Here is a 26,815-nt window from a genome sequence, read left to right as displayed (position 1 = left end):
CGTGCGTACCTCCGGATCGGCTTCGGTCGGCGTTCATGATGACCGACCAGTCGGTATGTCGTCCAGGGGGGAGTCGTGAAACGGTCCTGCGCCCTCTGGTCATCGATCCCATCCATGAATAGGGTTCACATATGGATGCGAAGCTGATCGTCGACGAAGTCCGGCTGACCCCGATCCTCATCTCCGACCCGCCTCTCCTCAACGTCCAGGGGGTGCACCAGCCGTATACGCCCCGTCTCGTGGTCGAGGTGATCACCCGGGACGGCGTGAGCGGTCTGGGGGAGACGTACGGCGACGCCGTCTATCTGGACCGGGCCCGCTCGCTGGCCGAGGCGCTCCCGGGGCGGTCGATCACGGATGTGAACGCCCTCTTCGCGCTTGCGGAGGCCACCGATCCGACGACCGCGCAGCCTGCCGACGGGGACGTCGGCACGGGTGTCGGCACGGGTGTCGACGCGGCCGGTCTGCGCGGCGTCCGCACCGCCGCCAAACTGCGCCTCTCCGTCGTCTCCGCCTTCGAGACCGCCTGCCTCGACGCCCTCGGCAAGACCCTCGGTCTTCCCGTCCACGCCCTCCTCGGCGGCAAGGTCCGCGACTCCGTCGAGTACAGCGCCTACCTCTTTCACCGCTGGGCCACCCACCCCGCGGGCGGCCCCGTCGACGACTGGGGCGCGGCCCTCGACCCCGCGGGCATCGTCGCCCAGGCCCGCCGCTTCGAGCGCGACTACGGCTTCCGGTCCTTCAAGCTCAAGGGCGGCGTGTTCGCACCGGAGCGGGAGACCGCCGCGATCCGCGCGCTCGCCGAGGCGTTCCCCGGCCGTCCTCTCCGCCTCGACCCCAATGGCGCCTGGTCCGTGGAGACCTCCCTCGCCGTCGCGCGTGAACTGGAGGACGTGCTGGAGTACCTGGAGGACCCGGCGAGCGGCACCGACGCGATGGCCGCGATCGCCGCCGGCACCGAGGTCCCGCTCGCCACCAACATGTGCGTGACCACTTTCGAGGAGGTTCCGGAGGCCTTCGCGAAGGGGGCGGTGGGGATCGTCCTCTGCGACCACCACTACTGGGGCGGCCTCGGCCGCACCCGCGAACTCGCCGCGCTCTGCCGGACGTACGGCGTGGGGCTCTCCATGCACTCCAACACCCATCTCGGCATCAGCCTCGCCGCCATGACCCAGGTCGCCGCCACCCTGCCCGAACTCCACCACGCCTGCGACACCCACTACCCGTGGCAGACCGAGGACGTCGTGACCACCCGCCCCGTCTTCCGGGACGGGCGGCTCACCGTCTCCGACGCGCCCGGCCTCGGCGTCGAACTCGACCGTGACGCGCTCGCCGCCCTGCACCGCCGCTGGCTCGACGACGACGGCACCCTGCGGAACCGCGACGACGCGGCGGCCATGCGCGTCGCGGACCCGGAGTGGGCACCGGGCCGGTGGTAGCACCCCGTGGTGGGCACGTGTTCCGCGGGGCGGAACGGGTGCCCGCCACGAGGCTGTGCCGCCGCTACGCGTGACAGGCCACCGGCACCCCGCCGTTCATCGCCGCCATGTCGCCGAAGACCGCCACCGGGTCGAGCGGCGACGCCTCCGGCAGGCCCGCCAGCTCCGCGTACGCCCGGTGCAGATTGGCCACCAGGCGCTCGCTCTCCCGCCACGCGGCGAACTCGCCGAGCTCGGCCCGTCGCGCCGTCTCCAGCGGCGTCGCCCCCTTCGCGTACCCCTCCGCCGCGGTCTCCCGCACCCAGAGCAGATACCGCTCGGTCGCGTCGTACGCCGAGGGATCGGTCACCCGGCCGTGCCCGGGGACCACCGTCGGCGCGTCGAGGGAGCGCAGCAGGTCGAGCGCCCGCAGCGACCCGGCCAGCGAACCCATCGGCAGGAAGGGCGTCCCGCCCTGGAAGACCAGGTCCCCGGTGAAGACGATGCCCTGCTCGGGGAGGTGCACGATCGAGTCGCCCGTCGTGTGAGCCGGTCCCGGGTGGATCACCCGCACCTCGATCCCGCCGACGTACAGCGTCATGCGCTCGCGGTACGTCACGGACGGCGCCACGATGTCGATCTTCCCGAAGTCGGTCTGCGGCCACAGCAGATGGAGCTGATGCCCGGCCTGGAGCTGCTCGCTCCGGCAGTTCTCGTGGCCGACGATCCGCGCCTCCGGCAGGAACACGCCGTTGCCGTAGGTGTGGTCGCCGTGGTGGTGGGTGGAGACGACCGTCCCCGGCAGCGGCAGGTCCGCCGCGAGGACGGCGTCCCGCAGCAGCCGCGCCCGGCGTTCGGTGGCGGCGGTGTCGATGAGCAGCACCTCGCGCGCGTCGCCGAGGAAGCCGGCGTTGTTCAGACACCAGCCTCCGTCGGGCTGGAGGAAGGCGTGGACGTTCGGCGCGAGCGTGACCACGTGGGGAGCGTAGGCGTCGTAGGAGTCGGTGGCAGTCATAGGGATTCCCCCGGTTGAGAGGCGTGAGCGCCCGATCGGACAGGGAGGAGTCTCCCCGGCTTGCGGGCCGGCGGCACTGCGTCGAGGGTCGGAGTATGAAGGCGATCAGCTACCGCCGGTACGGCGGCCCCGAGGTCCTGGAGTACGGCGAGCGGCCCGACCCCAAGATCGGCCCCGACGCCGTGTTGGTCAAGGTGCGGGCCGCCGCGGTCAATCCGGTCGACTGGAAGTGCCAGGCCGGGTACCTCGACGGGATGGTGGACGCGGTCTTCCCCGTGATCCCGGGCTGGGACGTCTCCGGCGTCGTCGTACGGCCCGGGGTCTCCGTCACCGAGTTCGCCGAGGGCGACGAGGTCATGGGCTACGTCCGTGAGGACTTCCTCTCCCGGGGCACCTTCGCCGAGTACGTCGCCGCCCCCGTCCGCACCCTCGCCCGCAAGCCGCGCTCGGTCGGCTTCGAGGAGGCCGCCGCCCTGCCGCTCGTCGGCCTCACCGCCTACCAGGCGCTCCTCCGGCCCCTCGCGGTCGGACCCGGCGACACCGTCCTCGTGCACGCGGCGGCCGGCGGGGTCGGTTCCATGGGCGTGCAGATCGCCCGCCACCTCGGCTGCCGGGTCATCGGCGCGGCGCGGGAGGCCGGGCTCGAACGGGTCGCGGAACTCGGCGCCGAGCCGGTCGTCTACGACGAGGCGACCTTCGCCGAACAGATCTGCACCCTCGCGCCGCAGGGCGTGGACGCCGTCCTCGACACCATCGGCGGACCGTTCCTGCGGATCTCCGCCGGGCTGCTCGCGACCGGCGGCCGGCTCGCCTCCATCGCCGACGGCGAGGTCCTCGCCCTCGGCGGCCGCTACTTCTGGGTCCGCCCCGACCCGGTCGACCTCGCGGCCCTCGCGGACCTGGTCGACGACGGTGTTCTCTCGGTACGGGTGGCCAGGACCTTCCCTCTGGAGCAGGCGGCGGACGCGCAGCGCGCCAACGCCGCGGGCGGCCTGAACGGCAAGGTCGTCGTCACCGTCCCCTGAACCGCGCCCGGCACCGCACGAACCGCGCCCGCAACCCCTGTACCGCGCCCGGAACCGTCCCCCGGAGCACCCGCTCCGGGGGCAGGTTCACCAGATCATCGCCGCCCCGAAGACGGCGAGCGCGATCGTGCAGGAGGCCGCGAGCAGCGCGCCCCGATGGGAGAGGGGCTGCGGCCTGGCCGGGGCCAGGGAGCGGATCCGGCGGTGGGCGACGGCCAGGAACCCGATCCACACGAGCGCCGACAGCGCGAGCCCCGTGACGCCCACGGCGGTGATCTCGTCGCTCACGGCCAGCTTGACGGCGAGCACCGCCACCACCGTGCACGACAGGGTCGTCCGGCGCCACGCGAGCCGGGTCCGCTCCGGCTGGAGCCCGGGATCACGCGCGCCGGCCCCCGAGACGGCCTCCGTCACCGCCCCGCCCAGCCGAAGAGCACGACCACCACCATCGCGACGGCCACCACCGCGACGACCAGACTCAGCACGGCCGGGAAACGGGACCCCGGAAGGTCCTCGCCGCGCCGCATGGCCCGTTCGCAGCGCACCCAGTGGTTCACCGCCCGCAGGGCGCACAGCACCCCGGCCGCGAGCAGCGCGAGCGCGAGCCCGACCCGGACGCCCCAGCGCAGGTCCGGCAGGAACTGGTCGACGGCGAAACCACCGCCGACCAGGGCGAGCGCGGTCCGGATCCAGGCCAGGAAGGTCCGCTCGTTGGCGAGGGAGAACCGGTAGTCGGGCGTCTCCCCCTCGTCCCGGATCCGCTGCGGCGCGAACCACAGCCGCAGGCTCTGTACGAAATCGCTCACACGCGCACCCTAACGTTCGGGTGATCAGCCCGCCGGGCGCACCTCACCGGCCCCGTGCTCCCGCAGCCGCTCGTACGCGGCGAGCCCGTCCGGCACCCACGCCCAGTCGTCGAGCCGCGCCGCGAGCTCCTCCTCCGTCAGGAAGGCGTGCCAGGCGACCTCCTCCACCTGCGGGTCCACCGGCAGCTCGCACCGCACCTCGTAGACCGCCGACCACCACTTGCCGGCCACGCCCGCGGAGTCGTACAGGAAGGTCAGGACGGGCTCGGGCCGGGGCAGGCCCCGCACTCCGAGTTCCTCCTCGGCCTCGCGCAGCGCGGCCTCGTCGTAGGACTCGCCCGCGCCGACGACCCCGCCGACGAACATGTCGTACATCGACGGGAAGACCAGCTTGGCCGGCGTCCTGCGGTGCACGAAGATCCGGCCCTCGGCGTCCCGGACCCGGATGAAGACACAGCGGTGGATCAGGCCCCGCGCGTACACCTCACCGCGCGGGGCCTGCCCGATCACCCGGTCCTGCTCGTCGACGACATCGAGAATCTCCTCAGCGGCACTCATCCCGCCATCCAAGCAGGAGCGACCGGGCGGCGACGGGGGTCACTGCCCCATGACGTACTTGACCGTCGGTCCGGTGGTCCAGCCGCCGTCCACCGCCAGCTCCGCGCCCGTCACGTACGAGGCGGCGTCCGACAGCAGGAAGACGACCGCGCCGGCGATCTCGTCGGCCTCGCCGACCCGGCCCATCGGCGTGTTCGGGTACTTGCCCTCGCCGCGCTCGATGCCCACGGAGGCCGTCATCGGGGTGTACGTCATGCCCGGGTGGACGGAGTTCACGCGGATCCCCGCCGTGCCGAGCTCCACCGCGCCGATCTTCGTCAGCCCGCGCACACCCCACTTGGAGGCGCCGTAACCGGCGGTCAGCGCCAGGCCCATCAGGCCCGCGGCCGAGGAGATGTTGACGACGGAGCCGCCGCCCGCCGCCTTCATCGCCGGTATCGCGGCCTTCATACCGATGAAGACACCGGTCAGATTGATGTCGAGGACCTTGCGGAAGTGCTCCACGGACTCGGTCTCCAGGAACGCGCCCGTGGAGATGCCCGCGTTGTTCACCAGACCGTGCAGCCCGCCGAACTCCGCCACGGCGTACGCGACGGCCGCCGCCCACTCCTCCTCGGAGGTCACGTCGTGGTGGAGGAACCGCGCCCGCTCGCCGAGCGCCGCGGCGGTCGCCTCCCCCTCCTCGTCGAGCACGTCGGTCACGACGACGTTCGCGCCCGCCGCGACCGCCTGCCGGGCGGCCTCCGCGCCCAGGCCGCGCGCGCCGCCGGTGATGAGGACGGTCCTGCCGGTGAGGTCGTTCATGAAGGGTCCTTTCGGGGGAGATGCGCCTGCTCCGGCTGTGCGGCACGCAGCAGGGCGGTGGTGGTCTCGACCAGATCGGCGAGGAAGAGCTCCTCACCGGTGAGGGGTTCGGTGCCGTCGAGGTACTGCCGGGCCCGGTCCGCCATCGCCGCGCCCACCACGGTCAGCGCCAGGTCGAGGCGCTCCAGGAGCAGCGGCTCGGGCAGGCCGTCGGCGGCGAGCCGGTCCGCGATCCGCTCGATCAGCCGCCAGTAGCCGGTGCCGGCGAGCGTGGGATGCGGGGTCCGGGAGCGCACGCCGCTCTCATGGCTGAGCTGCGCGGAGATCCGCAGGCAGCGGCGGCCCCGGTCGGTGCGCAGCTCACTGGCCTCGGCCGTGACGAGGGTGCCGACCAGGGCGTGCGTCTCGTCGGGGGCGGCCGCGAGCAGCGGGGCGAGCACGCCCTCCGTACGGGCCTGGCGCCCGGCCATCACGGCGTCGAGCAGCCCGGCGCGCGAGCCGAAGTGGTACTGCACGGCGGAGGGATTGGCCTGCCCCGCGCGGCTCACGACGTCCCGCAGCTGCGCGCCGTGCACGCCCTGGGCGGCGAAGAGCTCCTCCGCCGCGCGGATCAGTCTGTCCCGGGTCTCGGGTCCCGATGTCCTCGCCATGCACTCATATTAATGCTCAGCATTAGAAAACGGGAGGGGGCGGAACGGCGAAAAGGTTGACTCGATACATCCGTGTATCCAAGATGCGGTCCATGTCCTACGACGCAGATGTGATCGTGATCGGGGCCGGCCTCGCCGGCCTCGTCGCCACCGCCGAGCTGGTCGACGCCGGCCGCACCGTGATCCTCCTCGACCAGGAACCCGAACAGTCCCTCGGCGGCCAGGCCCACTGGTCCTTCGGCGGTCTCTTCCTCGTCGACTCGCCCGAGCAGCGCCGCATGCGCGTCAAGGACAGCCACGCCCTCGCCCTCCAGGACTGGTACGGCACGGCCGGCTTCGACCGGGCCGAGGACCACTGGCCGAAGAAATGGGCCGAGGCGTACGTCGACTTCGCCGCCGGCGAGAAGCGGTCCTGGCTCCACGCGCGCGGGGTGCGGTTCTTCCCCGTCGTCGGCTGGGCCGAGCGCGGCGGCTACGACGCCAACGGCCACGGCAACTCCGTCCCCCGCTTCCACATCACCTGGGGTACGGGCCCCGGCCTCGTCGCCCCCTTCGAGCGGAAGGTCCGCGAGGGCGTCGCCCGCGGCCTCGTCCAGCTCCGCTTCCGCCACCGGGTCACCGCCCTCGGCCGCACCGCCGGAGCCGTCGACACCGTCACCGGCGAGATCCTGGAACCCTCCACGGCCGAGCGCGGCACCGCGAGCACCCGGACGGCCACCGGCGCCTTCGAACTGCGCGCCCAGGCGGTGATCGTCACCTCCGGCGGCATCGGCGGCAACCACGAACTGGTCCGCGCCCAATGGCCCGAACGGCTCGGCACCCCGCCCGCCCGGCTGCTCTCCGGAGTGCCCGCCCACGTCGACGGCCTGATGCTCGGCATCGCCGAGAAGGCCGGCGCCCACCACATCAACCGCGACCGGATGTGGCACTACACCGAGGGCATCGAGAACTGGAACCCCATCTGGGCCAGGCACGGCATCCGCATCCTCCCGGGACCGTCCTCGCTCTGGCTGGACGCGACCGGCAAGCGCCTGCCCGTCCCGCTCTTCCCCGGCTTCGACACCCTCGGCACCCTCGAACACATCATGCGCACCGGCCACGACCACACCTGGTTCGTCCTCGACAAGCGGATCATCGGCAAGGAGTTCGCCCTCTCCGGCTCCGAACAGAACCCCGACCTCACCGGCAAGTCCGTCCGCGACGTGATCGGCCGCGCCCGCGCCGATGTGCCGGGCCCGGTCCAGGCGTTCATGGACAAGGGCGCCGACTTCGTCGTCGAGAACGACCTCTCGGCCCTCGTCCGGGGCATGAACCGCGTGACCGGCGAGGACCTGATCGACGAGACCGCCCTGCGCCACGAGATCACCGCCCGCGACCGTGAGATCGCCAACCCCTTCACCAAGGACCTCCAGGTCACGGCGATCCGAGGCGCCCGCAAGTACCTCGGCGACAAGCTGATCCGCACGGCCGTACCGCACCGCATCCTCGACCCCGGGGCCGGCCCGCTGATCGCCGTCCGCCTCAACATCCTCACCCGCAAGTCCCTCGGCGGCCTGGAGACCGACCTCGACTCCCGCGTCCTCACCGAGGGCGGAGAACCGCTGGAGGGCGTGTACGCGGCGGGCGAGGCGGCCGGCTTCGGCGGCGGCGGAGTCCACGGCTACCGCTCCCTGGAGGGCACCTTCCTCGGCGGCTGCATCTTCTCGGGCCGAGCGGCGGGCAGGGCGACGGCGAAGGCGATCGCCTGACGCCGGGCTCCGCGGCGGAGCGGGAGGACGGTATGGCGAAGCTCCTTCGACCACACCTGACGCAGGGCTCCGCGGTGGGCCACCGCCCTCAGCCCTCCTGAAACAGCTCCACCACCCTGAACCGCTCCACCACCACCATCGTCGAGTCGTCCACCACGAACCCCGGGTCCCCCAGCCCCTCCCGCATCTCCTCGCTGTGCCAGAAGCGTTCGTGTGCAGCGCGCCACTCCGGTACCGACAGGAAGCCCTCGCCCTCGTCGAGCGCCAGCCCCAGGTCGGCCTCGCCCAGGGGCAGGACCTCGACCTCGGTGACCTCCACGACCGCCACCTCGCGACCGTCGGAGTCGATGAGCGCCGAGCGTTCGCCCGGCTCCGGCAGGTCCTCGGCCTCGACCTCGTACTCCACGAGCAGGCCCGTCGTGGCGACCTTCTCGCCGGACAGGACCGCCGCGACGAGCCGGTCCCGCAGGGGGCCGGGGAAGGCGAGGAGGAAGGGCTTGAGCGCGTGAGGGCCGGTCATGGCCGACAGTGTGTCAGCCACGACCGGCCCTCGGAGCCGTACGCGGGGGAGCCGCGTCACAACACCAGCGACAGCAGCAGCACGAACACGATGCCCACGACCGAGATGATCGTCTCCATCACCGACCAGGTCTTGATCGTCTGGCCGACGGTCATGCCGAAGTACTCCTTCACCAGCCAGAACCCGGCGTCGTTGACGTGGCTGAAGAAGAGCGAGCCCGCACCGATCGCGAGGACGAGCAGCGCCGTCTCGGTCGTCGACATGCCCTCCGCCAGCGGAGCGACGAGGCCCGCCGCCGAGATCGTCGCCACCGTCGCGGAGCCCGTCGCCAGCCGGATCGCGACCGCGATCAGCCAGGCGAGCAGCAGGGCCGGGATGGACCAGTTCTCGGAGAAGTCCAGGATCATCTGGCCGACGCCGATGTCGATCAGGGTCTGCTTGAAGCCGCCGCCCGCGCCGACGATCAGCAGCACGCCCGCGATCGGGGCGAGGGACTTCTCGACGGTCGAGGACAGCCGCTCCTTGGTGAAGCCGGCCGCGCGGCCCAGGGTGAACATGCCGACGATGACGGCGGCGAGCAGCGCGATCAGCGGGGAGCCGATGACGTCGGTGACCTGCTGGACGGCGTTCTCCGGGTCGTCCACGACGATGTCGACGAGGGCCTTCACCAGCATGAGGACGACGGGCAGCATCACGGTCGCGACGGTGACGCCGAAGCCGGGGCGCTTCTCCAGGTCCTCGGAGGGACGCACCGGGATCATGTTGTCGGGGGCCGGGATGTCGACCCAGCGGGCGGCGTACCGGGAGAACACCGGACCGGCGATGATCACGGTCGGTATCGCGACGACGAGGCCGAGGGCCAGGGTGACGCCCAGGTTGGCGCCGACGGCGTCGATCGCGACGAGCGGGCCGGGGTGCGGCGGGATCAGGCCGTGCATCACGGACAGTCCGGCGAGGGCCGGGATGCCGATCCGCATCAGGGAGTAGTTGCCGCGCTTGGCGACGAGCAGCACCACCGGGATCAGCAGCACGATGCCGACCTCGAAGAAGAGCGGCAGACCGATCACCGAGGCGATCAGGACCATGGCCCAGGGCATCGCCCGGCCGCTGGCCCTGGCCAGGATGGTGTCGACGATCTGGTCGGCGCCGCCCGAGTCGGCGAGGAGCCTGCCGAGGATCGCGCCGAGCGCGATCAGGACGCCCACGCCGGCGACGGTGTTGCCGAGGCCGGTGGTGAACGACTTGATGGTGTCCGCGAGCGGTGCACCGGCGAACGCGCCGAGGGCGAGCGACCCGATGGTCAGCGCCAGGAAGGCGTGCAGCTTGAACTTGGTGATGAGCACGACGATGACGGCGATGCCGGCGAGTACGGCGATGCCGAGCTGGGCGTTGCCTGCCGAGGTGATCGGTTCGGCGGCGTCCGCTGCCAGGATCTCGACGCTGAGACTGGTCACGGTGGTGTCCTTCGTACGAGCGGGGAACGGGGGACGGGGAGCGGGGGACGGGGATCAGCCGGCGAGGCCGCGCAGCGCGGCGGCCGCCCGGGCGGAGATCTCCTCGGGGGTGCCGGAGACGTCGACGGCGACGCCGGCCTCGTCCTCCTGCAGCGGCTGCAGGGTGGCGAACTGGGAGTCGAGGAGCGCCGTCGGCATGAAGTGGCCCTTGCGGGCCCCCATGCGCCGCTCGATCAGCTCCCGGTCACCGGTCAGATGAAGGAAGACCACACCGGGGGCCGCGGCGCGGAGCCGGTCCCGGTAGCTGCGCTTGAGCGCGGAGCTGCTCACCACACCGCCGAGCCCGGCCCGGTCGTGCGCCCAGGAGCCGATGGCGTCCAGCCAGGGCTCGCGGTCGCTGTCGTCCAGGGGGGTACCGGCCGACATCTTGGCCACGTTGGCCGGCGGGTGGAAGTCGTCGCCCTCGGCGTAGGGGAGGCCGAGGGCTTCGGCGACCAGCGGGCCGATCGTGGTCTTGCCGGTCCCGGCGACGCCCATCACGACGACGACCGCCGTCGTTCGGGGCTGGGGGGTGGTGCTCATGGGTGGTGCCTCGCTGTCTTCTTCGACATCGATCCGTCGCGCCCATGAAACCCATTGGGTACGACGTATTCAAGAGGCTGTGACATAAAAGTAGTACTTTTAATTCCCGATGTGATCATCCATGCGAGCGCGCATAGGCTTGCCACCATGACGACACCGGCCCAGGGGCTTCACTCGCAGGTCCTCGCCACCCTGGGTCTCGCGATCACCGCGGGGGAGTACCCGCCCGGCACCGTGCTGCGCAGCGACGAGCTCGCCCAGCGCTTCGACGTCTCCCGGACCGTGGTCCGCGAGGTCGTCCGCGTCCTGGAGTCCATGCACCTGGTCGAGTCCCGCCGCCGCGTCGGCGTGACCGTCCTCCCCACCGCCAGCTGGAACGTGTACGACCCCCAGGTCATCCGCTGGCGGCTGGCCGGCGCCGACCGCCCCCGCCAGCTCCGCTCGCTCACCGTGCTCCGCTCGGCCGTCGAACCCGTCGCCGCCGGCCTGGCCGCCGAGAACGCCACCCCCGAGCAGTGCCGCGAGCTCACCGAGCACGCCCTCGGCATGGTCGCCACCTCGCGCGGCCGCCGCCTGGAGGAGTACCTCGTCCACGACATCGCCTTCCACCGGGTCGTGCTCAACGCCTCCGGGAACGAGATGTTCGCCCGCCTCGGCGATGTCGTCGCGGAGGTCCTCACCGGCCGCACCCACCACCACGTGATGTTCGAGGACCCCGACCCGGCCGCCGTCACCCTCCACGTCCAGGTCGCCGAGGCCGTACGGGAACGGGACGCGGCCCGCGCCGAGGAGCTCACCCGCCAGATCGCGGTCGGCGCCCTGCAGGAACTGGACGTCCTCGCTCCGTAAGCTCGCACAAAGGCGCCGTCAAGCTCTGAACTAGCTCAAATATGGGCGTTCAGTGACATGCGCCACAGTCAGGTACCTCTCCTTGCCGTGAGGATGTGCGCTGGCCGTGCCCGGGGTGACCCCCCACCAGGCACGGCCGGGTACCGCACAGCCCCCTCACGAAGGCGAACAACTCCATGAGTGACCGCGTCACCGCGGCCGACCCGCTGTCCGCCGCCACGGCGAACCCGGCCGCCCCCCACGTCGACGCCGGCGACGCCGGATACCGCAAGGACCTCAAGTCCCGGCACATCAACATGATCGCCATCGGCGGCGCGATCGGCACCGGCCTCTTTCTGGGCGCCGGCGGCCGGATGTCCCAGGCGGGCCCCTCCCTCTTCATCGCGTACGCGGTCTGCGGCGTCTTCGCCTTCTTCGTCGTGCGGGCCCTCGGCGAACTCGTGCTCTACCGCCCCTCGTCCGGCGCCTTCGTCTCCTACGCCCGTGAGTTCATGGGCGAGAAGGGCGCCTACACGGCCGGCTGGCTGTACTTCCTCAACTGGTCGACCACCGCCGTGGCCGACATCACCGCGGCCGCGACCTACGCCCACTTCTGGTCGATGTTCAGCGACGTCCCGCAGTGGATCCTCGCGCTGGTCGCCCTCGCGGTCGTCCTCGCCGCCAACCTCATCTCCGTGAAGTACTTCGGAGAGATGGAGTTCTGGTTCGCGATCATCAAGGTCGGCGCCCTCGTCGCCTTCATGCTGATCGGCATCTTCCTCGTCGTGACCTCGCACGACGTCGGCGGCAGCACCCCGGGCCTCGCCAACATCACCGACAACGGCGGCATCTTCCCCAACGGCGCGATGCCGATGCTGCTGCTCATCCAGGGTGTCGTCTTCGCCTACGCCTCCGTCGAGCTGTGCGGCGTCGCCGCCGGCGAGACCGAGAACCCCGAGAAGATCATGCCGAAGGCGATCAACTCGATCATGTGGCGCGTGGGCCTCTTCTACGTCGGCTCGGTCGTCCTGCTCGCGCTGATCCTCCCGTACACCGCGTACTCCGGGGACCAGAGCCCCTTCGTCACCGTCTTCGACAAGCTGGGCATCCCCGGCGCCGCCGGCGTGATGAACCTGGTCGTCCTCACGGCCGCGCTCTCCAGCCTCAACTCGGGCCTCTACTCCACCGGCCGCATCCTGCGCTCCATGTCGCTCTCCGGCTCCGCGCCGAAGTTCACCGGCGTCATGAACAAGGGCGGCGTCCCCTACGGCGGCATCCTGCTCACCGCCGCCTTCGGCGTCATGGGCGTCGCGCTCAACTACGTGATGCCCGGCGAGGCCTTCGAACTGGTCCTCAACTTCGCCTCCATCGGCATCATCGGCACCTGGGCCATGATCATGGTCTGCTCGCTCCTGTTCTGGCGCAACGCCCAGGCGGGCAGGCTCACCCGCCCCGGCTACAACCTGCCCTGGGCCCCCTACACCCAGATCGTCACCCTCGTCTTCCTCGGCTCCGTCCTCGTCCTCATGTGGATGGACGGCGGCATCAGCCGCACCACCGTCAGCTGCCTGCCGCTCATCGGGGCGGCGCTCGTCGGCGGCTGGTTCCTCGTCCGCAAGCGGGTCCGCACGACCGCCGCGGCCAACCGCGACTGACCTCCCCCACGGGATCGGCGGGACCCTCGCAGGCACGGCCTGCGGGGGTCTCGCCTTTTGTCAGGAGATAGTGGTACGCAAGAGCCTTACAAGATCCGGTCGGAGGAAGGGAAGTTCGCGATGCCGCAGCACGTCCAGGGGGTCATCGCCCCGGGCAGGAACGAACCGGTACGGGTCGAGACGATCGTGATCCCCGATCCCGGCCCCGGTGAGGCCGTCGTGAAGATCCAGGCCTGTGGCGTCTGCCACACCGATCTCCACTACAAGCAGGGCGCGATCAACGACGAGTTCCCCTTCCTGCTCGGCCACGAGGCCGCGGGGATCGTCGAGTCGGTCGGCGAGGGCGTCACCGACGTCGAGCCCGGGGACTTCGTCATCCTCAACTGGCGCGCGGTGTGCGGCCAGTGCCGCGCCTGTCTGCGCGGCCGCCCCTGGTACTGCTTCGACACCCACAACGCCAAGCAGAGGATGACCCTGCTCGACGGCACGGAGCTCTCCCCGGCCCTCGGCATCGGCGCCTTCGCCGAGAAGACCCTCGTCGCCTCCGGTCAGTGCACCAAGGTCGACCCCGCCGTCGCCCCCGAGGTCGCGGGCCTCCTCGGCTGCGGCGTGATGGCCGGCATCGGCGCCGCCCTCAACACCGGCGAGGTCGGCCGCGGCGACACCGTCGCCGTCATCGGCTGCGGCGGCGTCGGCGACGCGGCGATCGTCGGCTCCCGCCTCGCCGGAGCCGCGAAGATCATCGCCGTCGACATCGACGACCGGAAGCTGGAGACGGCGAAGGCGATGGGCGCGACCCACACCGTCAACTCCCGCTCCACCGACCCCGTCGAGGCCGTCCGCGAGCTCACCGGCGGCTTCGGCGCGGATGTCGTCATCGAGGCCGTCGGCCGCCCCGAGACCTACCAGCAGGCCTTCTACGCCCGCGACCTCGCCGGCACCGTCGTCCTCGTCGGCGTCCCCACCCCCGAGATGAAGCTCGAACTCCCGCTCCTCGACGTCTTCGGCCGCGGCGGCGCGCTCAAGTCCTCCTGGTACGGGGACTGCCTGCCCTCCCGCGACTTCCCGATGCTCGTCGACCTCCACCAGCAGGGCCGCATCGACCTCGCCGCCTTCGTCACCGAGACCATCGGCCTCGGCGACGTCGAGAAGGCCTTCGGCCGCATGCACGAGGGCGACGTCCTGCGCTCGGTGGTGGTGTTCTGATGGCCGCCCGCATCGACCACCTCGTCACCTCCGGCACCTTCAGCCTCGACGGCGGCACCTGGGACGTCGACAACAACGTCTGGATCGTCGGCGACGACACCGAGGCGATCGTCATCGACGCCGCCCACGACGCCGAGGCCATCCTCGCCGCCCTGGACGGCCGCGCCCTGCGCGCCATCGTCTGCACCCACGCCCACAACGACCACATCGACGCAGCCCCGGCGCTCGCGGCCGCCACCGGCGCCCGCATCCTGCTCCACGCCGCCGACCAGCCGCTGTGGAAGCAGACCCACCCCGACCACAGCCCCGACGGCGAACTCGCCGACGGTCAGGTCCTCACCATCGCCGGAACCGACCTCACGGTCCTGCACACCCCCGGTCACGCCCCCGGCGGCATCTGCCTGTACGCCCCCGACCTGGGCACGGTCTTCACCGGCGACACCCTCTTCCAGGGCGGCCCCGGCGCCACCGGCCGGTCCTTCTCGGACTTCCCCACGATCGTCGACTCGATCCGCGAGAAGCTCCTCACCCTCCCGCCGGAGACGGCGGTCCGCACCGGCCACGGCGACAGCACCACGATCGGCGCCGAGGCCCCGCACCTCCAGGAGTGGATCAACCGAGGCCACTGAGAGCCAGCCGGCTCTCGAAGCGCCTCGGCACACCCGTGAACGGGTCGGTGAACTCCAGCGTCCGCGCCAGCAGCTGCAGCGGACGCCGGAAGTCCTCCGGCCCGTCCTCACGGACCACCGGATAGATCGGATCGTGCAGGATCGGCAGTCCCAGCGCGTTCATGTGCACCCGCAGCTGATGCGTCCGCCCGGTCTCGGGCACCAGGCGGTAGCGCCCCAGCCCGCCCCGCCGCTCCACGAGCGCGATCCGGCTCTCGCTGTTCGGCTCGCCCGGCACCTCCCGGGCGGCCATCACCCCGCGCTCCTTCTCGATCCGGCTCCGCACCGTCACCGGCAGCTCCACCACCGGGTCGTACGGCGCCACCGCCTCGTACTCCTTGCGCACCAGCCGGTCCCGGAACAGCGTCTGGTACGCCCCCCGGTCCTCCGGCCGTACGACGCAGAGCACCAGCCCCGCCGTCAGCCGGTCGAGCCGGTGCGCGGGCTGCAGACACGGCAGCTCCAGCTCCCGCCGCAGCCGCGCCAGCGCGGTCTGCGTGACGTGCCGCCCCCGGGGCATCGTGGCGAGGAAGTGCGGCTTGTCCGCGACGACGATCCGCTCGTCCCGGTACACCACCCCGACGGGGAACGGCACCGGCTCCTCCACCGGAAAGTCACGGTGGAACCAGAGATACCGGCCCACGGTGTACGGATCGTCCCCGGTCACCGGCCCGTCGACCCCGACGAACCGGCCCGCACCGAGCATCTCCTCGACCCGCCCGGTCCCGACGGCGGCCCCGTACCGGTCGAGCAGGTGCTCCCGTACGGTCGCCCAGACCCCTTCCGGGTCCTCCGGCAGCCGCAGCCGTACGGGATCGATCCCGTCCCGCTGCGGCAACGGCGCGACCGGCGCCTTCGCTCTCCGTCTCACCGCTCCGCCTCGTGACTGCACGTGCACGTACTCATGCCGAAAGTCCCGGTCGATGAGATCGACCGGGACTTCGTGTGGTGTCCGAGGGGGGACTTGAACCCCCACGCCCGATAAAGGGCACTAGCACCTCAAGCTAGCGCGTCTGCCATTCCGCCACCCGGACAAGGTGTCTGTCTTCCTGGCCGCTGGGCCCTTCCGACGAGGAAAACCATAGCAAACATTCGGGGTGGCGGATCACCACCCCCGGTCGCCCCCGTCATGTGACAGACGCATGTCGGCCGAGGGCCGCCCTTGGGGCTGGAGGGGGGCACGCGGGAGGATGGGACGAGGACCGAAGCAATCACGTGGGGCACGTAGTGGGAGGAAGCAGCGTGAGCGAGTCGAACACGGGTCGAAGCGGCAACGCCGAGACCGCCGAGAACGAGGTCGTGGACCTCTGTCGCGACCTCATCCGCATCGACACCAGCAACTACGGCGACCACTCCGGCCCGGGCGAGCGGGCGGCGGCGGAGTACATCGCCGAGAAGCTCGCCGAGGTCGGTCTCGAACCGAAGATCATCGAGTCGCACCGGGGGCGGGCCTCCACCGTCGCCCGCATCGAGGGCGAGGACCCGTCGCGGCCGGCCCTCCTGATCCACGGCCACACCGACGTCGTCCCGGCCAACGCCGAGGACTGGACCCACCACCCCTTCTCCGGGGAGATCGCCGACGGCTGCGTCTGGGGCCGCGGCGCCGTCGACATGAAGGACATGGACGCGATGACCCTCGCGGTCGTCCGGGACCGGCTGCGCAGCGGCCGCAAGCCCCCGCGCGACATCGTCCTCGCCTTCCTCGCCGACGAGGAGGCCGGCGGCACCTACGGCGCCCGGCACCTGGTCGACAAGCACCGGGACCTCTTCGACGGGGTCACCGAGGCCGTCGGCGAGGTCGGCGGCTTCTCCTTCACCGTGAACGAGAACCTGCGGCTCTACCTGGTCGAGACCGCCCAGAAGGGCATGCACTGGATGCGGCTGACCGTCGAGGGCACGGCCGGCCACGGCTCGATGACCAACGACGACAACGCCATCACCGAGCTCTGCGAGGCCGTCGGCCGCCTCGGCCGCCACCAGTGGCCGGTGCGGGTCACCAAGACCGTCCGCTCCTTCCTGGACGAGCTCTCCGACGCGCTGGGCACCCCGCTCGACCCCGAGGACATGGACGGCACCCTCGCCAAGCTCGGCGGCATCGCCAAGATGGTCGGCGCCACCCTGCGGAACTCGGCCGCCCCGACCATGCTCGGCGCGGGCTACAAGGTGAACGTGATCCCCGGCCAGGCCACCGCGCACGTCGACGGGCGCTTCCTGCCCGGCTACGAGCAGGAGTTCCTCGCCGACCTCGACCGGATCCTCGGGCCGAACGTGAAGCGCGAGGACGTGCACGGAGACAAGGCCCTGGAGACCAGCTTCGACGGCGCCCTGGTCGACGCCATGCAACTGGCGCTGCGCGCCGAGGACCCGATCGCCCGCGCCGTGCCGTACATGCTCTCCGGTGGCACCGACGCGAAGTCCTTCGACGACCTCGGCATCCGCTGCTTCGGCTTCGCCCCCCTCCAGCTGCCGCCGGAGCTCGACTTCGCCGGCATGTTCCACGGCGTGGACGAGCGGGTGCCGGTGGACGGTCTCAAGTTCGGCGCCCGTGTCCTGGACCGTTTCATCGACGCCTCCTGACGGCGGACGGCGAATTCGTCCGCGCGTTTGCATGTGACCGGAAAGAGTGAATGAACACGGAGGCTCGTAGCCCCCACCATTCCCCCTCGTTACAGGTGGTGCGGTCCGCGGCTGGGACCGCATTTCCAACTAGGAGGAATAATGATCAAGAAGGTCGTCGCTGCTGCGGCTGCCACTGGCGGTCTGGTTCTCGCGGGCGCGGGCATGGCCGTTGCCGACTCGGGTGCCCAGGGTGCGGCCATCGGTTCCCCCGGTGTCCTCTCGGGCAACGTCGTCCAGGTGCCGGTTCACGTCCCCGTGAACGTGTGCGGCAACACGGTCTCCGTGATCGGGCTGCTGAACCCCGCCTTCGGCAACACCTGCGTCAACGCCTGACGTTGTGCCTCGCCCCGTGAGGGTGTGAGCCGGTCCGGCCCCGGAGTGCGTGCCATGCACTCCGGGGCCGGTGGCCATTTCCGCCCCGGGCGTTCCGCCCGGTGGCACTCTTTCGAAGCCGAGCAGGCAGGGAACAGCTATGCGACAGGTCACGCGCAAGGGTCTGGTCACCTTTGCGGCAGCCGGAGGCGTCTTCGCCGCCGTCGGCGGCGGTTACGCGCACGCCGATTCGGGTGCGAACGGTGCGGCCACGAATTCCCCGGGCGTCGCGTCCGGAAACTCCGTCCAGGTCCCGGTGCACGTGCCGGTGAACGCCTGCGGAAACACCGTCAACGTCGTCGGAGTGCTCAATCCGGCGATGGGCAACAAGTGCGCCAACACCTCCAAGCCGGGCAAGCCGGGCGGCGGTTCCTCCGCCGGCGGGCACACCGGCAACTCCCCGGGCGTCGGCTCGGGCAACACCGTCCAGGTGCCTGTCGACGTCCCGGTCAACGTGTGCGGCAACAGCGTCACGGGCATCGGCCTGGGCAACGCCGCGGCGGGCAACAGCTGCGGCAACGGCATCGAGCCGACGCACCCGGGGAACCCGGGTAACCCCGGTAACCCTGGAAATCCGGGTAACCCGGGTAACCCTGGGAATCCGGGCAACCCCGGTAACCCGGGTAACCCTGGGAATCCGGGCAACCCCGGTAACCCTGGCAACCCCGGGAATCCGGGCAACCCTGGAAATCCGGGCAACCCCGGAACTCCTGGCAACCCCGGTACTCCCGGGACTCCGGGCACGCCCGGCACCCCGGGTACGCCCGGCAACCCCGGCGGTGAGGGTGGGCCGAACACCCCGGGTGAGCACAGCGTCACTCCGCCCCGTGCCGTCGAGGAGCTCGCCGAGACCGGTTCCGGTCCGCTCGGCGTGATCGTCCCCGCCGGGGCCGGTCTGCTGCTCGCCGGTTCGCTGATCTACCGCCGGTCGCGCAACGCCGCCTGACCGCGGCGCCGCCGGCCCGAGGCGCCGATCGAGAGGCGCGGAGGGCCGGTCCGGGCGCGCTTGCTCGGCGGACGACGCACCACGCACCACGCACCACGCACAGGGGCCCCGCAGACCGCGGGGCCCCTTCTCGTCGCTCTACCAGGTCGCTCGTACCTGGCGGATGATCCGCCGCTTCAGCCGCACTCTGCGACTCCCGTCCCGGTGCAGGGTCAGACGGTCCAACTCCCAGTGTCCGTACTCGGCATGGTCGGTCAACAGCCGCGTCGCCTCCTTGCGGGAGACACCGCGCGGCACGTACACGTCGACAAATTCGTATTCCGGCATCGCATCTATTGTGCGGGCACCGGCCCGCTACGGATAGCGTGCGTCCCATGTCTGATGCTGCGCAGCCCACCGCTGCCGAGGTACGTGCCGCCGCCGAGGCGGTCAAAGCCGCACTGGACCGTCACCTCACGGCGGTCGAACGCCGCACGGGTGACGACGACCCGGCCGTCTACGAAGCCTTCAACGCCCTCGCGGGGGCGGCCGAGGCGTACGACGAACTCCTCTACGACCGCTACGACGAGGTGACCCCCTTCGAGATTCCCGGAGCCGACGGTTCGCTGCCGCCGTACGCCGGGCCCGACGAACCGCACGCGCTCAGCCTCCTGATCCGCCGCGACTACGCCGTGGCGGAACCGAAGCGTCTGCTCGCCCAGGCCCGCCGTATCGCCGAGATCGACGGCGGGGCGGACGCCACCGGTCCGGGCGCCCGGGCCGGAGTCTCGCCGCTCGCCGCGCTCGGCGTGCTCTTCGGAGAGTTCGAACCGGACGAGATCGCCTCCCGGCACAAGGAGTTCGGCCTGGAGGAGGGGGACTCCACACTGTGGGTGACCGCCGCCGAGGACCTCCCGGAACCGGGGGAGTGGCTCAACGCCCCCTTCGAGCACGCAGATCCGGAGCGGATCGTCTGCCGCTTCGACGTCAGCTCCGTCTTCGACGAGGACGAGGACGAGGACGACGGCGGCGATGAGGACGGCGTCCAGGACGGGGCCGGCGCCGCCGCCTCCTGAGGGAGACCCGGGAGAGCGGAAGACGCGGGGGGACGGCGGAGGGCCGGGACACCACGATCGGTGTCCCGGCCCTCCGCCGTTCCTCGTTCAGGACCGGGCCCCCCGGGCCGTGTTCCCCGGGGGCGGGGAGCCGGGCCTTCGCGCCTCGGCCCTTACTCCTCGGCCCTCACTCCTCGGGCACGGCGAGCAGTGCCTCCAGGAGCGGCCGCAGGCGCGTCGTACGCTCCGGGGCCACGCCCTCGGCCACCGCGCGGGGCAGCGCCTGGTCCACGCCGTGCACGACGGAGAGATGACGCTCCGCGCGGCCGAACGCCGTGTACACCCAGGGCCGGCTGAGGCCCCCGGCGGCGTCGCCGGGCAGCACCACGACCACCGCGGGCCAGCGCAGCCCGGCCGCCTGGTGCGCGGTGAGCGCCCAGCCGTGCCGCAGCGCCGACTCCACGCGCTCCTTCGGTACGAGGACCTCCTCGTCGCCGCACCGCAGCCGCAGCCCCTCGGCGTCGGCCGACACGACCGTGCCCGTCACCGTCCGCCCCGGCAGGGGCGCGTACGCCACCCGGTCCCCGGGGTCGAAGCCGCCGAACCGGCCGGGGCCGGGGTTCAGCCGCTGCTTGAGCGCGGTGTTCAACGCGCGCGTACCGGCCGATCCGCCGTGGCCGACCGTGACGACCTGCGTCTGCTCCGCCGGTACCCCGATCGCCCGCGGGACCGAATCGGCGACCAGCTGGACCGTACGGTGCACGGCCTCGCCGGCGTCCCGCACGGGGACGATCACGATCTCCTTGCCGGGAGCCTCGACCTGGTTCAGCTCACCGGCGCCGATGCCCGAGACCAGCTCGCCGAGCGGGCCCGGGTCGGGCACGCGCGAGGCGATCCGCGGGCACACCCGGGCCGCCAGCACGTCGCCGAAGACCTGGCCGGCACCCGGCGCGCCGAGCACCGCCGGGTCGCCGCTCAGCACCAGCCGGCAGCCGTCGGGCAGCGACTCCACGAGCATCGCGGCGGTCTCCACGTCCAGCTGCGGGGCGTCGAGCACCACCAGCAGATCCAGGGTGAAGGCTCCGTCCTCGTCACGGCCGGGCCCGGCCGCTCCGGAGAGCAGCGCGGCGACCGTCACCGCGTCCGCCCCGGCGGGGCCGAGCGCGCGCCGCCCGCCCTCCGCGTGGACGGCGATCAGGGTGCGCAGCCCGCGCTCGCGCGCGGCCGCGGCGAGGGCCGCCGGCTCGGCGCGGGAGGCCTCGCCGCCCGTGTGGAGGACGAGGCCGTGCGTCCCGGCGGCCCGTTCGAGCTCGGAGCCCTCCCAGGCGTCGGCAGTCGCCGTCCTGACGAGCCGGGCGAGGCCGTCCGCGAGGCTCTCCTCCGCGAGCGCGTACCGGTCGAGGCCGAGCAGTACGGGCGAGGCCGGCTCATCGGCCGCGGCCTCCGGGACCTCCGGCGACTCCTCGTCCTCCTCCGGCTCCTCCTCGGCCGTCTCCTCCTCCTGGAAGACGAGGACCGCGCCCGCGGACACCGCCTCCTCGACGGCCGACCCGGGATCGGGCACCGCGTGCCCGGCGAGGCCGGTGCGCACGGTGTCGATCTCCAGCGCGGTGTGCCCCTGGAGCGCGGCCCGCTCGAGCAGCCAGACCGTCAGGGCGACCGTCCGGCGCGGGTCCTCGGGGCCGCACGCGGCGCCGAGCAGTGCCCGCGCGAAGCCGTCGGCCTGCTCGGGGCGGACACCGGAGACGGCGAGCAGTTGCCAGGGGTCGTCGAGCAGGACCTGCGCCGCGCCCTCGCCGAGTGCGGCGGCGACCTGCCCGGCCAGCGCCTCGGGCGCGCCGCCCTTGGCCAGGACCTCGCGCACGGCGGTGGTGGTGCCGGGAGCGGGGGCGGAGGCCTGGGCCGGTACCGGGGGTCGCACGGTCATGGCGGGGGCCGCTTCGGGGGTGGCCCTGCGGGGTGCGGGCTCGGGGGCCTCGTAGAACGCGCTGCCGGAGGCGGCGCCGCCCTCCACGGCCCGGACGGCCGCGAGCAGATCGGCGGCCGTGCCGCTCAGCTTGGCGCCGCTCGCCAGAGGCCCTTCTCTCTCGGCCTTCCGCGCCTCGATCTTCGCCCGCAGCTCCCGCTGCGCGGCCAGCTCGGCCTGAGCGTCGCTCAACTCGGGCGTGTCGGAGGCCTCGGCGGCATCTCCACCAGCGCCGGACTCCCCGGCCGAGGCGGACCCGGGTTCGGCGGGTTCGGCGGGTTCGGCGGGCTCGGCGTCGTCGGTGGACTCCGGCGCCGCGTCGGCCTCTGCGGCCGCGTCCGGCGCCTCGGCCCCGGCGGACTCCTGGGTCGTGGCGGGCGCCTCGGTCTCGGCGGGCTCCTGGGCCGGCGGCTCCTCGCCGGTCGCGGGCCCCTCGGCCGACGCCGGCTCCTCGGCCGTCCCCGGCTCCTCCGGCTCGGCGGCTCCCTGCCGTGCGTCCTCCTGGACGTCCTCGGTGGGTGCCACGTCCTCGGGTGCCTCGGGCGCGGTCTCCCCGGAAGGCTCGGTCACAAGGTGCTCCAGTCGTGATCCGGATAGCGGTGCACGGGCGCCGACACATCGTCCAGCGCCCGACAGATCTCGTCAGGAAGACTAAGGGTCTCCACCGACAACGCGGCCGCGAGCTGGCGCGCCGTGCGCGCGCCGACGATCGGCGCGGTGACGCCGGGCCGGTCGCGGACCCAGGCGAGCGCCACGTGCAGCGGGGTCGTCGCGAGGCCGTCGGCGGCCGTCGTGACCGCGTCCACGATCCTGCTCGCGGCATCGTCCAGGTACGGCTCCACGAACGGCGCCATCGTCTCCGAGGCGCCGCGCGAGTCGGACGGGGTCCCGCCGCGGTACTTGCCCGTCAGGACCCCGCGCCCCAGCGGGGAGGAGGGCAGCAGGCCTATCCCGAGGTCCTGCGCCGCCGGCAGCACCTCGCGCTCCACGCCCCGCTGGAGCAGCGAGTACTCCAGCTGCGCCCCCGCGAGCCGGGTCCGGTCCCCGCCGAGCTGCCAGGTGCCCGCCTTGGCGAGCTGCCAGCCGCAGAAGTTCGCCACGCCCGCGTACCGCGCGCGCCCGCTGCGTACCGCGATGTCGAGCGCCTGGAGCGACTCCTCCAAGGGCGTGTGGGGGTCGAAGGCGTGAAGCTGCCACAGGTCCACGTGGTCCGTGCCGAGCCGGGCGAGGGAGGCGTCGAGCGCGGCGAGCAGGTGCCCGCGCGAGCCGTCCGTCCGCCGGTCGGGGTCCGGCACGCTGCCCGCCTTGGTCGACAGGACCAGGTCCTGCCGGGAGACGAGCCGCTCCATGAGACGGCCGAGCAGATACTCCGCCTCGCCTCCGCCGTACACGTCGGCGGTGTCCACGAGCGTGCCGCCCGCGTCCCAGAACGACTTCAACTGCTCGGCGGCGTCGTGCTCGTCGGTGTCCCGGCCCCAGGTGAGGGTGCCGAGTCCGATGCGCGACACACGCAGGCCGGTACGTCCGAGATGCCTCTGCTCCATGGGCGCGAGATTACTGGCCAGGGCACCACGCGGAGAGAGCCTGTGGACAACCGCGTCCTGACGGATGCGCCGAGCGCGCGCTAGAGTCCCGCCCACAAGAACGTTACCGATGGGTAAGGGGTGCGTGGACATGCGGCTCGGCATCAACCTCGGCTACTGGGGTGCGGGCATGGACGGCGACAACCTCGCCGTCGCCCAGGAGGCGGACCGCCTCGGCTACGACGTCTGCTGGGCCGCCGAGGCCTACGGCTCCGACGCGCCCACCGTGCTCGCCTGGGTCGCGGCGAAGACGGAGCGGATCGACGTCGGCTCCGCGATCATGCAGATCCCGGCCCGGCAGCCCGCGATGACGGCCATGACCGCCGCCACCCTCGACTCGCTCACCGGCGGCCGTTTCCGCCTCGGCCTCGGTGTCTCCGGACCGCAGGTCTCCGAGGGCTGGTACGGCGTGAAGTTCGACAAGCCGCTGGCCCGGACCCGCGAGTACGTCGAGATCGTCCGCAAGGCGATGACCCGGGAGCGCCTCAGCTACGAGGGCCGGCACTGGACCCTCCCGCTCCCCGGCGGCCCCGGCAAGCCCATCAAGCTCACCGTGCACCCGGAGCGCGAGCACATCCCGCTCTACATCGCCGCGATCGGCCCCAAGAACCTGGAGCAGACCGGCGAGATCGCCGACGGCGCCCTGCTGATCTTCCCCTCCGCCGCCCACCTGGAGGAGACCGCGCTCCGCCACATCCGCGCGGGCCGCGAGAAGGCCGGCCTGACGATGGACGGCTTCGACGTCTGCCCCACCGTGCCGCTCGCCCTCGGGGACGACGTCGACGCGCTCGCGGACGTGTTCCGCCCGTACACCGCGCTGTACGTCGGCGGCATGGGCAGCCGCAAGCAGAACTTCTACAACCAGCTCGCGCAGCGCATGGGCTACGAGAAGGAGGCCGCCGAGATCCAGGACAAGTACCTGGCAGGCGACAAGACGGGGGCCGCCGCGGCCGTACCGCAGAGCCTGATCGACCAGACCTCGCTGCTCGGCTCCGTCGAGCGGATCGCGGAGCGGATGACGGCCTACGCGGAGGCCGGGGTCACCACCCTGACCCTCGCCCCGGCCGGCTTCACCCTGGACGAGCGGCTGGCGGCCCTGCGGGCGGGTGTCGAGGCGATGGAGCGCGCCGGACTGGCGTGATCCCGGGAGGGCGCCGTCGGTGAGAGGTTCTGCGGCCGTGGTGGGGGCTCGGGGGTCTTCCCCGCCACGGCCGTCACGCTGCACAACGGCGTCACGGGCCCCTCGGTTACGCCCTCGGGTCTCACTCTTTCGGCCGAGTCGTCGAGCCCTCCTGTTGCCCCTCGCCGCGCACCGCACTTGACTCGTTCTCCCGGGGGCCGGACGGAGTGCGGACATGCGCACGGAGGTGGCGGCGATGCTCACGGCCAAGGGCCTGTTCCAGGAAATCATCGACAACGACGAGTCCTTCGCGCTCTTCTGCTCGATCGCGGCGAGCGGAGAGTCCCAGGGCGGCTGGGAGAACGCCCGGATCGCGGCGCTCGTCGCCCCCGGGATGAGGGATCTCACCCCCAAGATCACCCGGCACGGCGCCGACGAGGACAAGCACGGCCGGATCTTCAACGCCCTGATGAAGAAGCGTGGCCTCGAACCCGTCCCGGTGCCTCCCGACACCGACTACACGATGCTCCTCGAACAGCGCGGCATCGGCCTCGCGCACGACAAGCTGCGCCGCGACGAGCCGCTGAGCGAGCAGGACATCATCGTCTACCTCGCCCACAGCCGGGTCACCGAGCAGCGGGCCGCCGACCAGATGGACATGCTGGTCACGTACTTCGGCGACCACCCGGAACTCGGCAAGGCCATCCACATGATCGACAACGACGAGGCGAACCACCTCGCCTACTGCCACGAGGAACTGCTGCGCCTCGCGCGCGAGGGACACGGTCGGCTCATCCAGCGGACCCTGCGCGAGTCCGCCCTCGTCGAGATCCAGGTCTACCGCGACGTCAGCCTCGCCGTGATGGGGCACATGGGAAGGATCCTGCGCTGGCCCAGGCCCAAGGCGGCCGTCCTCGCCGCCGGAATCCGCGGGATGTACGGGTACGAGCGCGCCGCGGGCTGGCACCGGATGGTCGGCCTGAGGACGCCCGAGCGACTCGACGCCCTCGGCGGGCCCGCGAGCCCCGCCCCGGCCTTCTGACCCCCTCCGGGGCGACCGCCCTGCCGCGGTGCGGGTCGGCGGCTCACATCCAGCCGCGCCGCTTGAACATCCGGTACAGGGTGAGGACGATGCCGGCCATCACCACGATCACCACCGGGTACGACGCCACCCAGTGCAGCTCCGGCATGTGCTCGAAGTTCATGCCGTAGATCCCCGCGACCATCGTCGGGACGGCGGCCATGGCCGCCCACGCCGAGATCTTCCGCATGTCGTCGTTCTGCCGCACGCCCATCTGCGCGAGATGGGCCGACAGCACGTCGGACAGGAGCCGGTCGAGCCCCTCCACCTGTTCGTTGGCGCGCATCAGATGGTCGTTGACGTCCCGGAAGAAGGGCTGCGACCGCTCGTTCACGAACGGCACCGAACCGCCCGTGAGCCGGGACACCGGACCCGCCAGCGGGCCACTGGCCCGGCGGAACTCCAGGACCTGCCGCTTCGCCGTGTAGATCCGTTCCGCCGTGTTCGCGGGATTGCCGCCGGTGGGCGCGAAGACGTCCGCCTCCAGCTCCTCCAGGTCCACCTGGAGCTCGCCCGCCACATCGAGGTAGTGGTCCACGATCGCGTCGCTCACCGCGTACAGCACCGCCGTCGGGCCGTGCTTGAGGACCTCCGGGTCGGCTTCGAGACGCCGGCGGACCTGCGCGAGCGGAGCGCCCTCGCCGTGCCGGACGGTCACCACGAAGGAGTCGCCCATGAACACCATCAGCTCGCCCGAGGAGACCCGGTCGCTCTCCGGCTCGTAGACGACCGGCTTGAGCACCGCGAACAGCGAGTCGTCGTAGACCTCCAGCTTGGGGCGCTGATGGGCCTTGAGGGCGTCCTCGACGGCCAGCGGGTGCAGGGCGAACTCCGAGGCGACATGGTCGAATTCCGCCTCCGTCGGTTCGTGGAGCCCCACCCACAGAAAGGCGTCCCCGGCGGCCCGCGCCTCGTCGAGCGCGTCGGAGAGGTCGGCGGGGCCGTCCGTACGGCGCCCGTCCCGGTAGATGGCTGAGTCCACGATCACGCGGCGTATTCTCCATCGAACGGTCTCGCGACGCACGCGTGGATCCGCTTCTCCATCGAACGGTCTCGCGACGCACACGTGGTCCGCCCCTCCGCCGGACGGCCTCGCCACGCACGCGTGGATCCGCCCGGAGCCCTCCTGCCCCCGCCGGCCGCACCCCTCGGCCACC

At 72.0% G+C, this 26,815-nt stretch carries 27 protein-coding genes and 1 tRNA gene; 13 read left to right on the top strand and 15 right to left on the bottom strand.

The genetic code is table 11. The features are described 5' to 3' along the window. The first annotated feature begins 131 nt into the window (after nt 1-131). On the top strand, nt 132-1,439 hold the full coding sequence (locus OG392_RS08070) for an enolase C-terminal domain-like protein (RefSeq protein ID WP_329277056.1): 1,308 nt from the start codon (nt 132-134) through the stop codon (nt 1,437-1,439). A gap of 64 nt (nt 1,440-1,503) precedes the next feature. Here OG392_RS08070 and OG392_RS08065 read toward each other — a convergent pair whose 3' ends face one another. Then, a complete protein-coding gene (locus tag OG392_RS08065; protein WP_329277054.1) occupies nt 1,504-2,433 on the bottom strand; it encodes an MBL fold metallo-hydrolase in 930 nt (309 codons plus the stop codon). A gap of 95 nt (nt 2,434-2,528) precedes the next feature. Between OG392_RS08065 and OG392_RS08060 the strand changes: the two genes are divergently transcribed. Continuing rightward, nucleotides 2,529-3,458, top strand: coding sequence for an NADP-dependent oxidoreductase (locus tag OG392_RS08060; RefSeq protein ID WP_329277052.1), 930 nt, complete (start codon nt 2,529-2,531; stop codon nt 3,456-3,458). 87 nt (nt 3,459-3,545) lie between these two features. Here OG392_RS08060 and OG392_RS08055 read toward each other — a convergent pair whose 3' ends face one another. Genes OG392_RS08055 through OG392_RS08035 form a run of 5 tightly spaced genes read right to left on the bottom strand, consistent with a single transcriptional unit; the run spans nt 3,546 to nt 6,276 of the window. Next, nucleotides 3,546-3,872: a DUF202 domain-containing protein gene (locus tag OG392_RS08055; RefSeq protein ID WP_329277050.1), complete on the bottom strand. Its 327-nt coding sequence runs from the start codon at nt 3,870-3,872 to the stop codon at nt 3,546-3,548. Then, on the bottom strand, nt 3,869-4,264 hold the full coding sequence (locus tag OG392_RS08050; RefSeq protein WP_030315896.1) for a YidH family protein: 396 nt from the start codon (nt 4,262-4,264) through the stop codon (nt 3,869-3,871). Before OG392_RS08050 ends, OG392_RS08055 begins: the two co-directional genes overlap by 4 nt. A 24-nt stretch (nt 4,265-4,288) precedes the next feature. Next, nucleotides 4,289-4,822: an NUDIX domain-containing protein gene (locus tag OG392_RS08045; protein ID WP_329277048.1), complete on the bottom strand. Its 534-nt coding sequence runs from the start codon at nt 4,820-4,822 to the stop codon at nt 4,289-4,291. Nucleotides 4,823-4,861: 39 nt separating this feature from the next. Further along, nucleotides 4,862-5,626: a glucose 1-dehydrogenase gene (locus OG392_RS08040; RefSeq protein ID WP_329277046.1), complete on the bottom strand. Its 765-nt coding sequence runs from the start codon at nt 5,624-5,626 to the stop codon at nt 4,862-4,864. Next, nucleotides 5,623-6,276, bottom strand: coding sequence for a TetR/AcrR family transcriptional regulator (locus tag OG392_RS08035; protein ID WP_329277045.1), 654 nt, complete (start codon nt 6,274-6,276; stop codon nt 5,623-5,625). Before OG392_RS08035 ends, OG392_RS08040 begins: the two co-directional genes overlap by 4 nt. 92 nt (nt 6,277-6,368) lie before the next feature. Here OG392_RS08035 and OG392_RS08030 point away from each other — a divergent pair, with 92 nt between their 5' ends. Next, complete coding sequence (locus OG392_RS08030) at nt 6,369-8,024, top strand: FAD-binding dehydrogenase (protein WP_329277044.1); 1,656 nt, start codon at nt 6,369-6,371, stop codon at nt 8,022-8,024. Between the two features lie 88 nt (nt 8,025-8,112). Here OG392_RS08030 and OG392_RS08025 read toward each other — a convergent pair whose 3' ends face one another. The 3 genes from OG392_RS08025 to OG392_RS08015 are packed head-to-tail and all read right to left on the bottom strand — an operon-like array spanning nt 8,113 to nt 10,580. Then, nucleotides 8,113-8,544, bottom strand: coding sequence for an ASCH domain-containing protein (locus OG392_RS08025; RefSeq protein ID WP_329277042.1), 432 nt, complete (start codon nt 8,542-8,544; stop codon nt 8,113-8,115). Nucleotides 8,545-8,600: 56 nt separating this feature from the next. Beyond that, the gene (locus OG392_RS08020) at nt 8,601-9,998 is read right to left on the bottom strand and encodes a GntT/GntP/DsdX family permease (protein ID WP_329277040.1); all 1,398 of its coding nucleotides are present in this window, start codon (nt 9,996-9,998) and stop codon (nt 8,601-8,603) included. A gap of 54 nt (nt 9,999-10,052) precedes the next feature. Then, nucleotides 10,053-10,580: a gluconokinase gene (locus OG392_RS08015; RefSeq protein ID WP_329277038.1), complete on the bottom strand. Its 528-nt coding sequence runs from the start codon at nt 10,578-10,580 to the stop codon at nt 10,053-10,055. 147 nt (nt 10,581-10,727) lie between these two features. On the opposite strand from OG392_RS08015, the gene OG392_RS08010 reads away from it, so the two are divergent. From OG392_RS08010 to OG392_RS07995, 4 genes are all read left to right on the top strand, one after another. Further along, nucleotides 10,728-11,429 carry a FadR/GntR family transcriptional regulator gene (locus OG392_RS08010; protein ID WP_329277036.1) on the top strand — a complete coding sequence of 234 codons (702 nt, stop codon included), beginning with the start codon at nt 10,728-10,730 and terminating at the stop codon, nt 11,427-11,429. 176 nt (nt 11,430-11,605) lie between these two features. After that, nucleotides 11,606-13,063: an amino acid permease gene (locus tag OG392_RS08005; protein ID WP_329277034.1), complete on the top strand. Its 1,458-nt coding sequence runs from the start codon at nt 11,606-11,608 to the stop codon at nt 13,061-13,063. 120 nt (nt 13,064-13,183) lie between these two features. Then, entirely contained in the window at nt 13,184-14,269 is a 1,086-nt protein-coding gene (locus OG392_RS08000; protein WP_329277033.1) for an S-(hydroxymethyl)mycothiol dehydrogenase, read from the top strand. Then, the gene (locus tag OG392_RS07995) at nt 14,269-14,898 is read left to right on the top strand and encodes an MBL fold metallo-hydrolase (RefSeq protein WP_329277030.1); all 630 of its coding nucleotides are present in this window, start codon (nt 14,269-14,271) and stop codon (nt 14,896-14,898) included. The genes OG392_RS08000 and OG392_RS07995 overlap by 1 nt, the downstream gene beginning before the upstream one ends. Here the strand turns inward: OG392_RS07995 and OG392_RS07990 are convergent. Together OG392_RS07990 and OG392_RS07985 are read right to left on the bottom strand one after the other, a co-directional pair. Continuing rightward, complete coding sequence (locus OG392_RS07990) at nt 14,882-15,808, bottom strand: pseudouridine synthase (RefSeq protein WP_329277028.1); 927 nt, start codon at nt 15,806-15,808, stop codon at nt 14,882-14,884. The two genes, OG392_RS07995 and OG392_RS07990, sit on opposite strands and share 17 nt — an antisense overlap. 75 nt (nt 15,809-15,883) lie before the next feature. Further along, nucleotides 15,884-15,971, bottom strand: a tRNA-Leu gene (locus tag OG392_RS07985). A gap of 208 nt (nt 15,972-16,179) precedes the next feature. Between OG392_RS07985 and OG392_RS07980 the strand changes: the two genes are divergently transcribed. The 3 genes from OG392_RS07980 (at nt 16,180) to OG392_RS07970 (ending at nt 18,874) form a co-directional block, all read left to right on the top strand. Further along, a complete protein-coding gene (locus tag OG392_RS07980) occupies nt 16,180-17,514 on the top strand; it encodes a M20/M25/M40 family metallo-hydrolase (RefSeq protein ID WP_329277026.1) in 1,335 nt (444 codons plus the stop codon). Nucleotides 17,515-17,655: 141 nt separating this feature from the next. After that, entirely contained in the window at nt 17,656-17,889 is a 234-nt protein-coding gene (gene chpH / locus OG392_RS07975) for a chaplin ChpH (RefSeq protein ID WP_030315925.1), read from the top strand. 139 nt (nt 17,890-18,028) lie between these two features. Further along, nucleotides 18,029-18,874 (top strand): chaplin, encoded by an 846-nt coding sequence (locus OG392_RS07970; RefSeq protein WP_329277024.1) that lies wholly within the window; start codon nt 18,029-18,031, stop codon nt 18,872-18,874. Nucleotides 18,875-19,012: 138 nt separating this feature from the next. Here OG392_RS07970 and OG392_RS07965 read toward each other — a convergent pair whose 3' ends face one another. Beyond that, nucleotides 19,013-19,201: a DUF5703 family protein gene (locus tag OG392_RS07965; RefSeq protein ID WP_073915128.1), complete on the bottom strand. Its 189-nt coding sequence runs from the start codon at nt 19,199-19,201 to the stop codon at nt 19,013-19,015. A 47-nt stretch (nt 19,202-19,248) separates the two neighbouring features. On the opposite strand from OG392_RS07965, the gene OG392_RS07960 reads away from it, so the two are divergent. Then, nucleotides 19,249-19,929 (top strand): hypothetical protein, encoded by a 681-nt coding sequence (locus tag OG392_RS07960; protein WP_329277022.1) that lies wholly within the window; start codon nt 19,249-19,251, stop codon nt 19,927-19,929. A 166-nt stretch (nt 19,930-20,095) separates the two neighbouring features. On the opposite strand, the gene OG392_RS07955 is transcribed toward OG392_RS07960, so the two are convergent. Both OG392_RS07955 and OG392_RS07950 read right to left on the bottom strand, forming a co-directional pair. After that, nucleotides 20,096-22,444, bottom strand: coding sequence for a helix-hairpin-helix domain-containing protein (locus OG392_RS07955; RefSeq protein WP_329277020.1), 2,349 nt, complete (start codon nt 22,442-22,444; stop codon nt 20,096-20,098). Continuing rightward, nucleotides 22,441-23,418 (bottom strand): aldo/keto reductase, encoded by a 978-nt coding sequence (locus tag OG392_RS07950; RefSeq protein ID WP_329277019.1) that lies wholly within the window; start codon nt 23,416-23,418, stop codon nt 22,441-22,443. The genes OG392_RS07955 and OG392_RS07950 overlap by 4 nt, the downstream gene beginning before the upstream one ends. A 130-nt stretch (nt 23,419-23,548) precedes the next feature. Here OG392_RS07950 and OG392_RS07945 point away from each other — a divergent pair, with 130 nt between their 5' ends. Next, complete coding sequence (locus OG392_RS07945) at nt 23,549-24,598, top strand: LLM class F420-dependent oxidoreductase (RefSeq protein ID WP_329277017.1); 1,050 nt, start codon at nt 23,549-23,551, stop codon at nt 24,596-24,598. A 235-nt stretch (nt 24,599-24,833) separates the two neighbouring features. Further along, nucleotides 24,834-25,619 (top strand): ferritin-like domain-containing protein, encoded by a 786-nt coding sequence (locus tag OG392_RS07940; protein ID WP_329287127.1) that lies wholly within the window; start codon nt 24,834-24,836, stop codon nt 25,617-25,619. A gap of 43 nt (nt 25,620-25,662) precedes the next feature. On the opposite strand, the gene OG392_RS07935 is transcribed toward OG392_RS07940, so the two are convergent. Next, nucleotides 25,663-26,655, bottom strand: a complete 993-nt coding sequence (locus OG392_RS07935; RefSeq protein ID WP_329287124.1) for a magnesium and cobalt transport protein CorA — start codon at nt 26,653-26,655, stop codon at nt 25,663-25,665. Between the last annotated feature and the right edge of the window lie 160 nt (nt 26,656-26,815).

Source organism: Streptomyces sp. NBC_00691 (assembly GCF_036226665.1).
Lineage (GTDB): Bacteria > Actinomycetota > Actinomycetes > Streptomycetales > Streptomycetaceae > Streptomyces.
The sequence above is the reverse complement of the archived record's forward strand: the minus strand, read 5'-3'. Positions and strand labels throughout refer to the sequence as shown.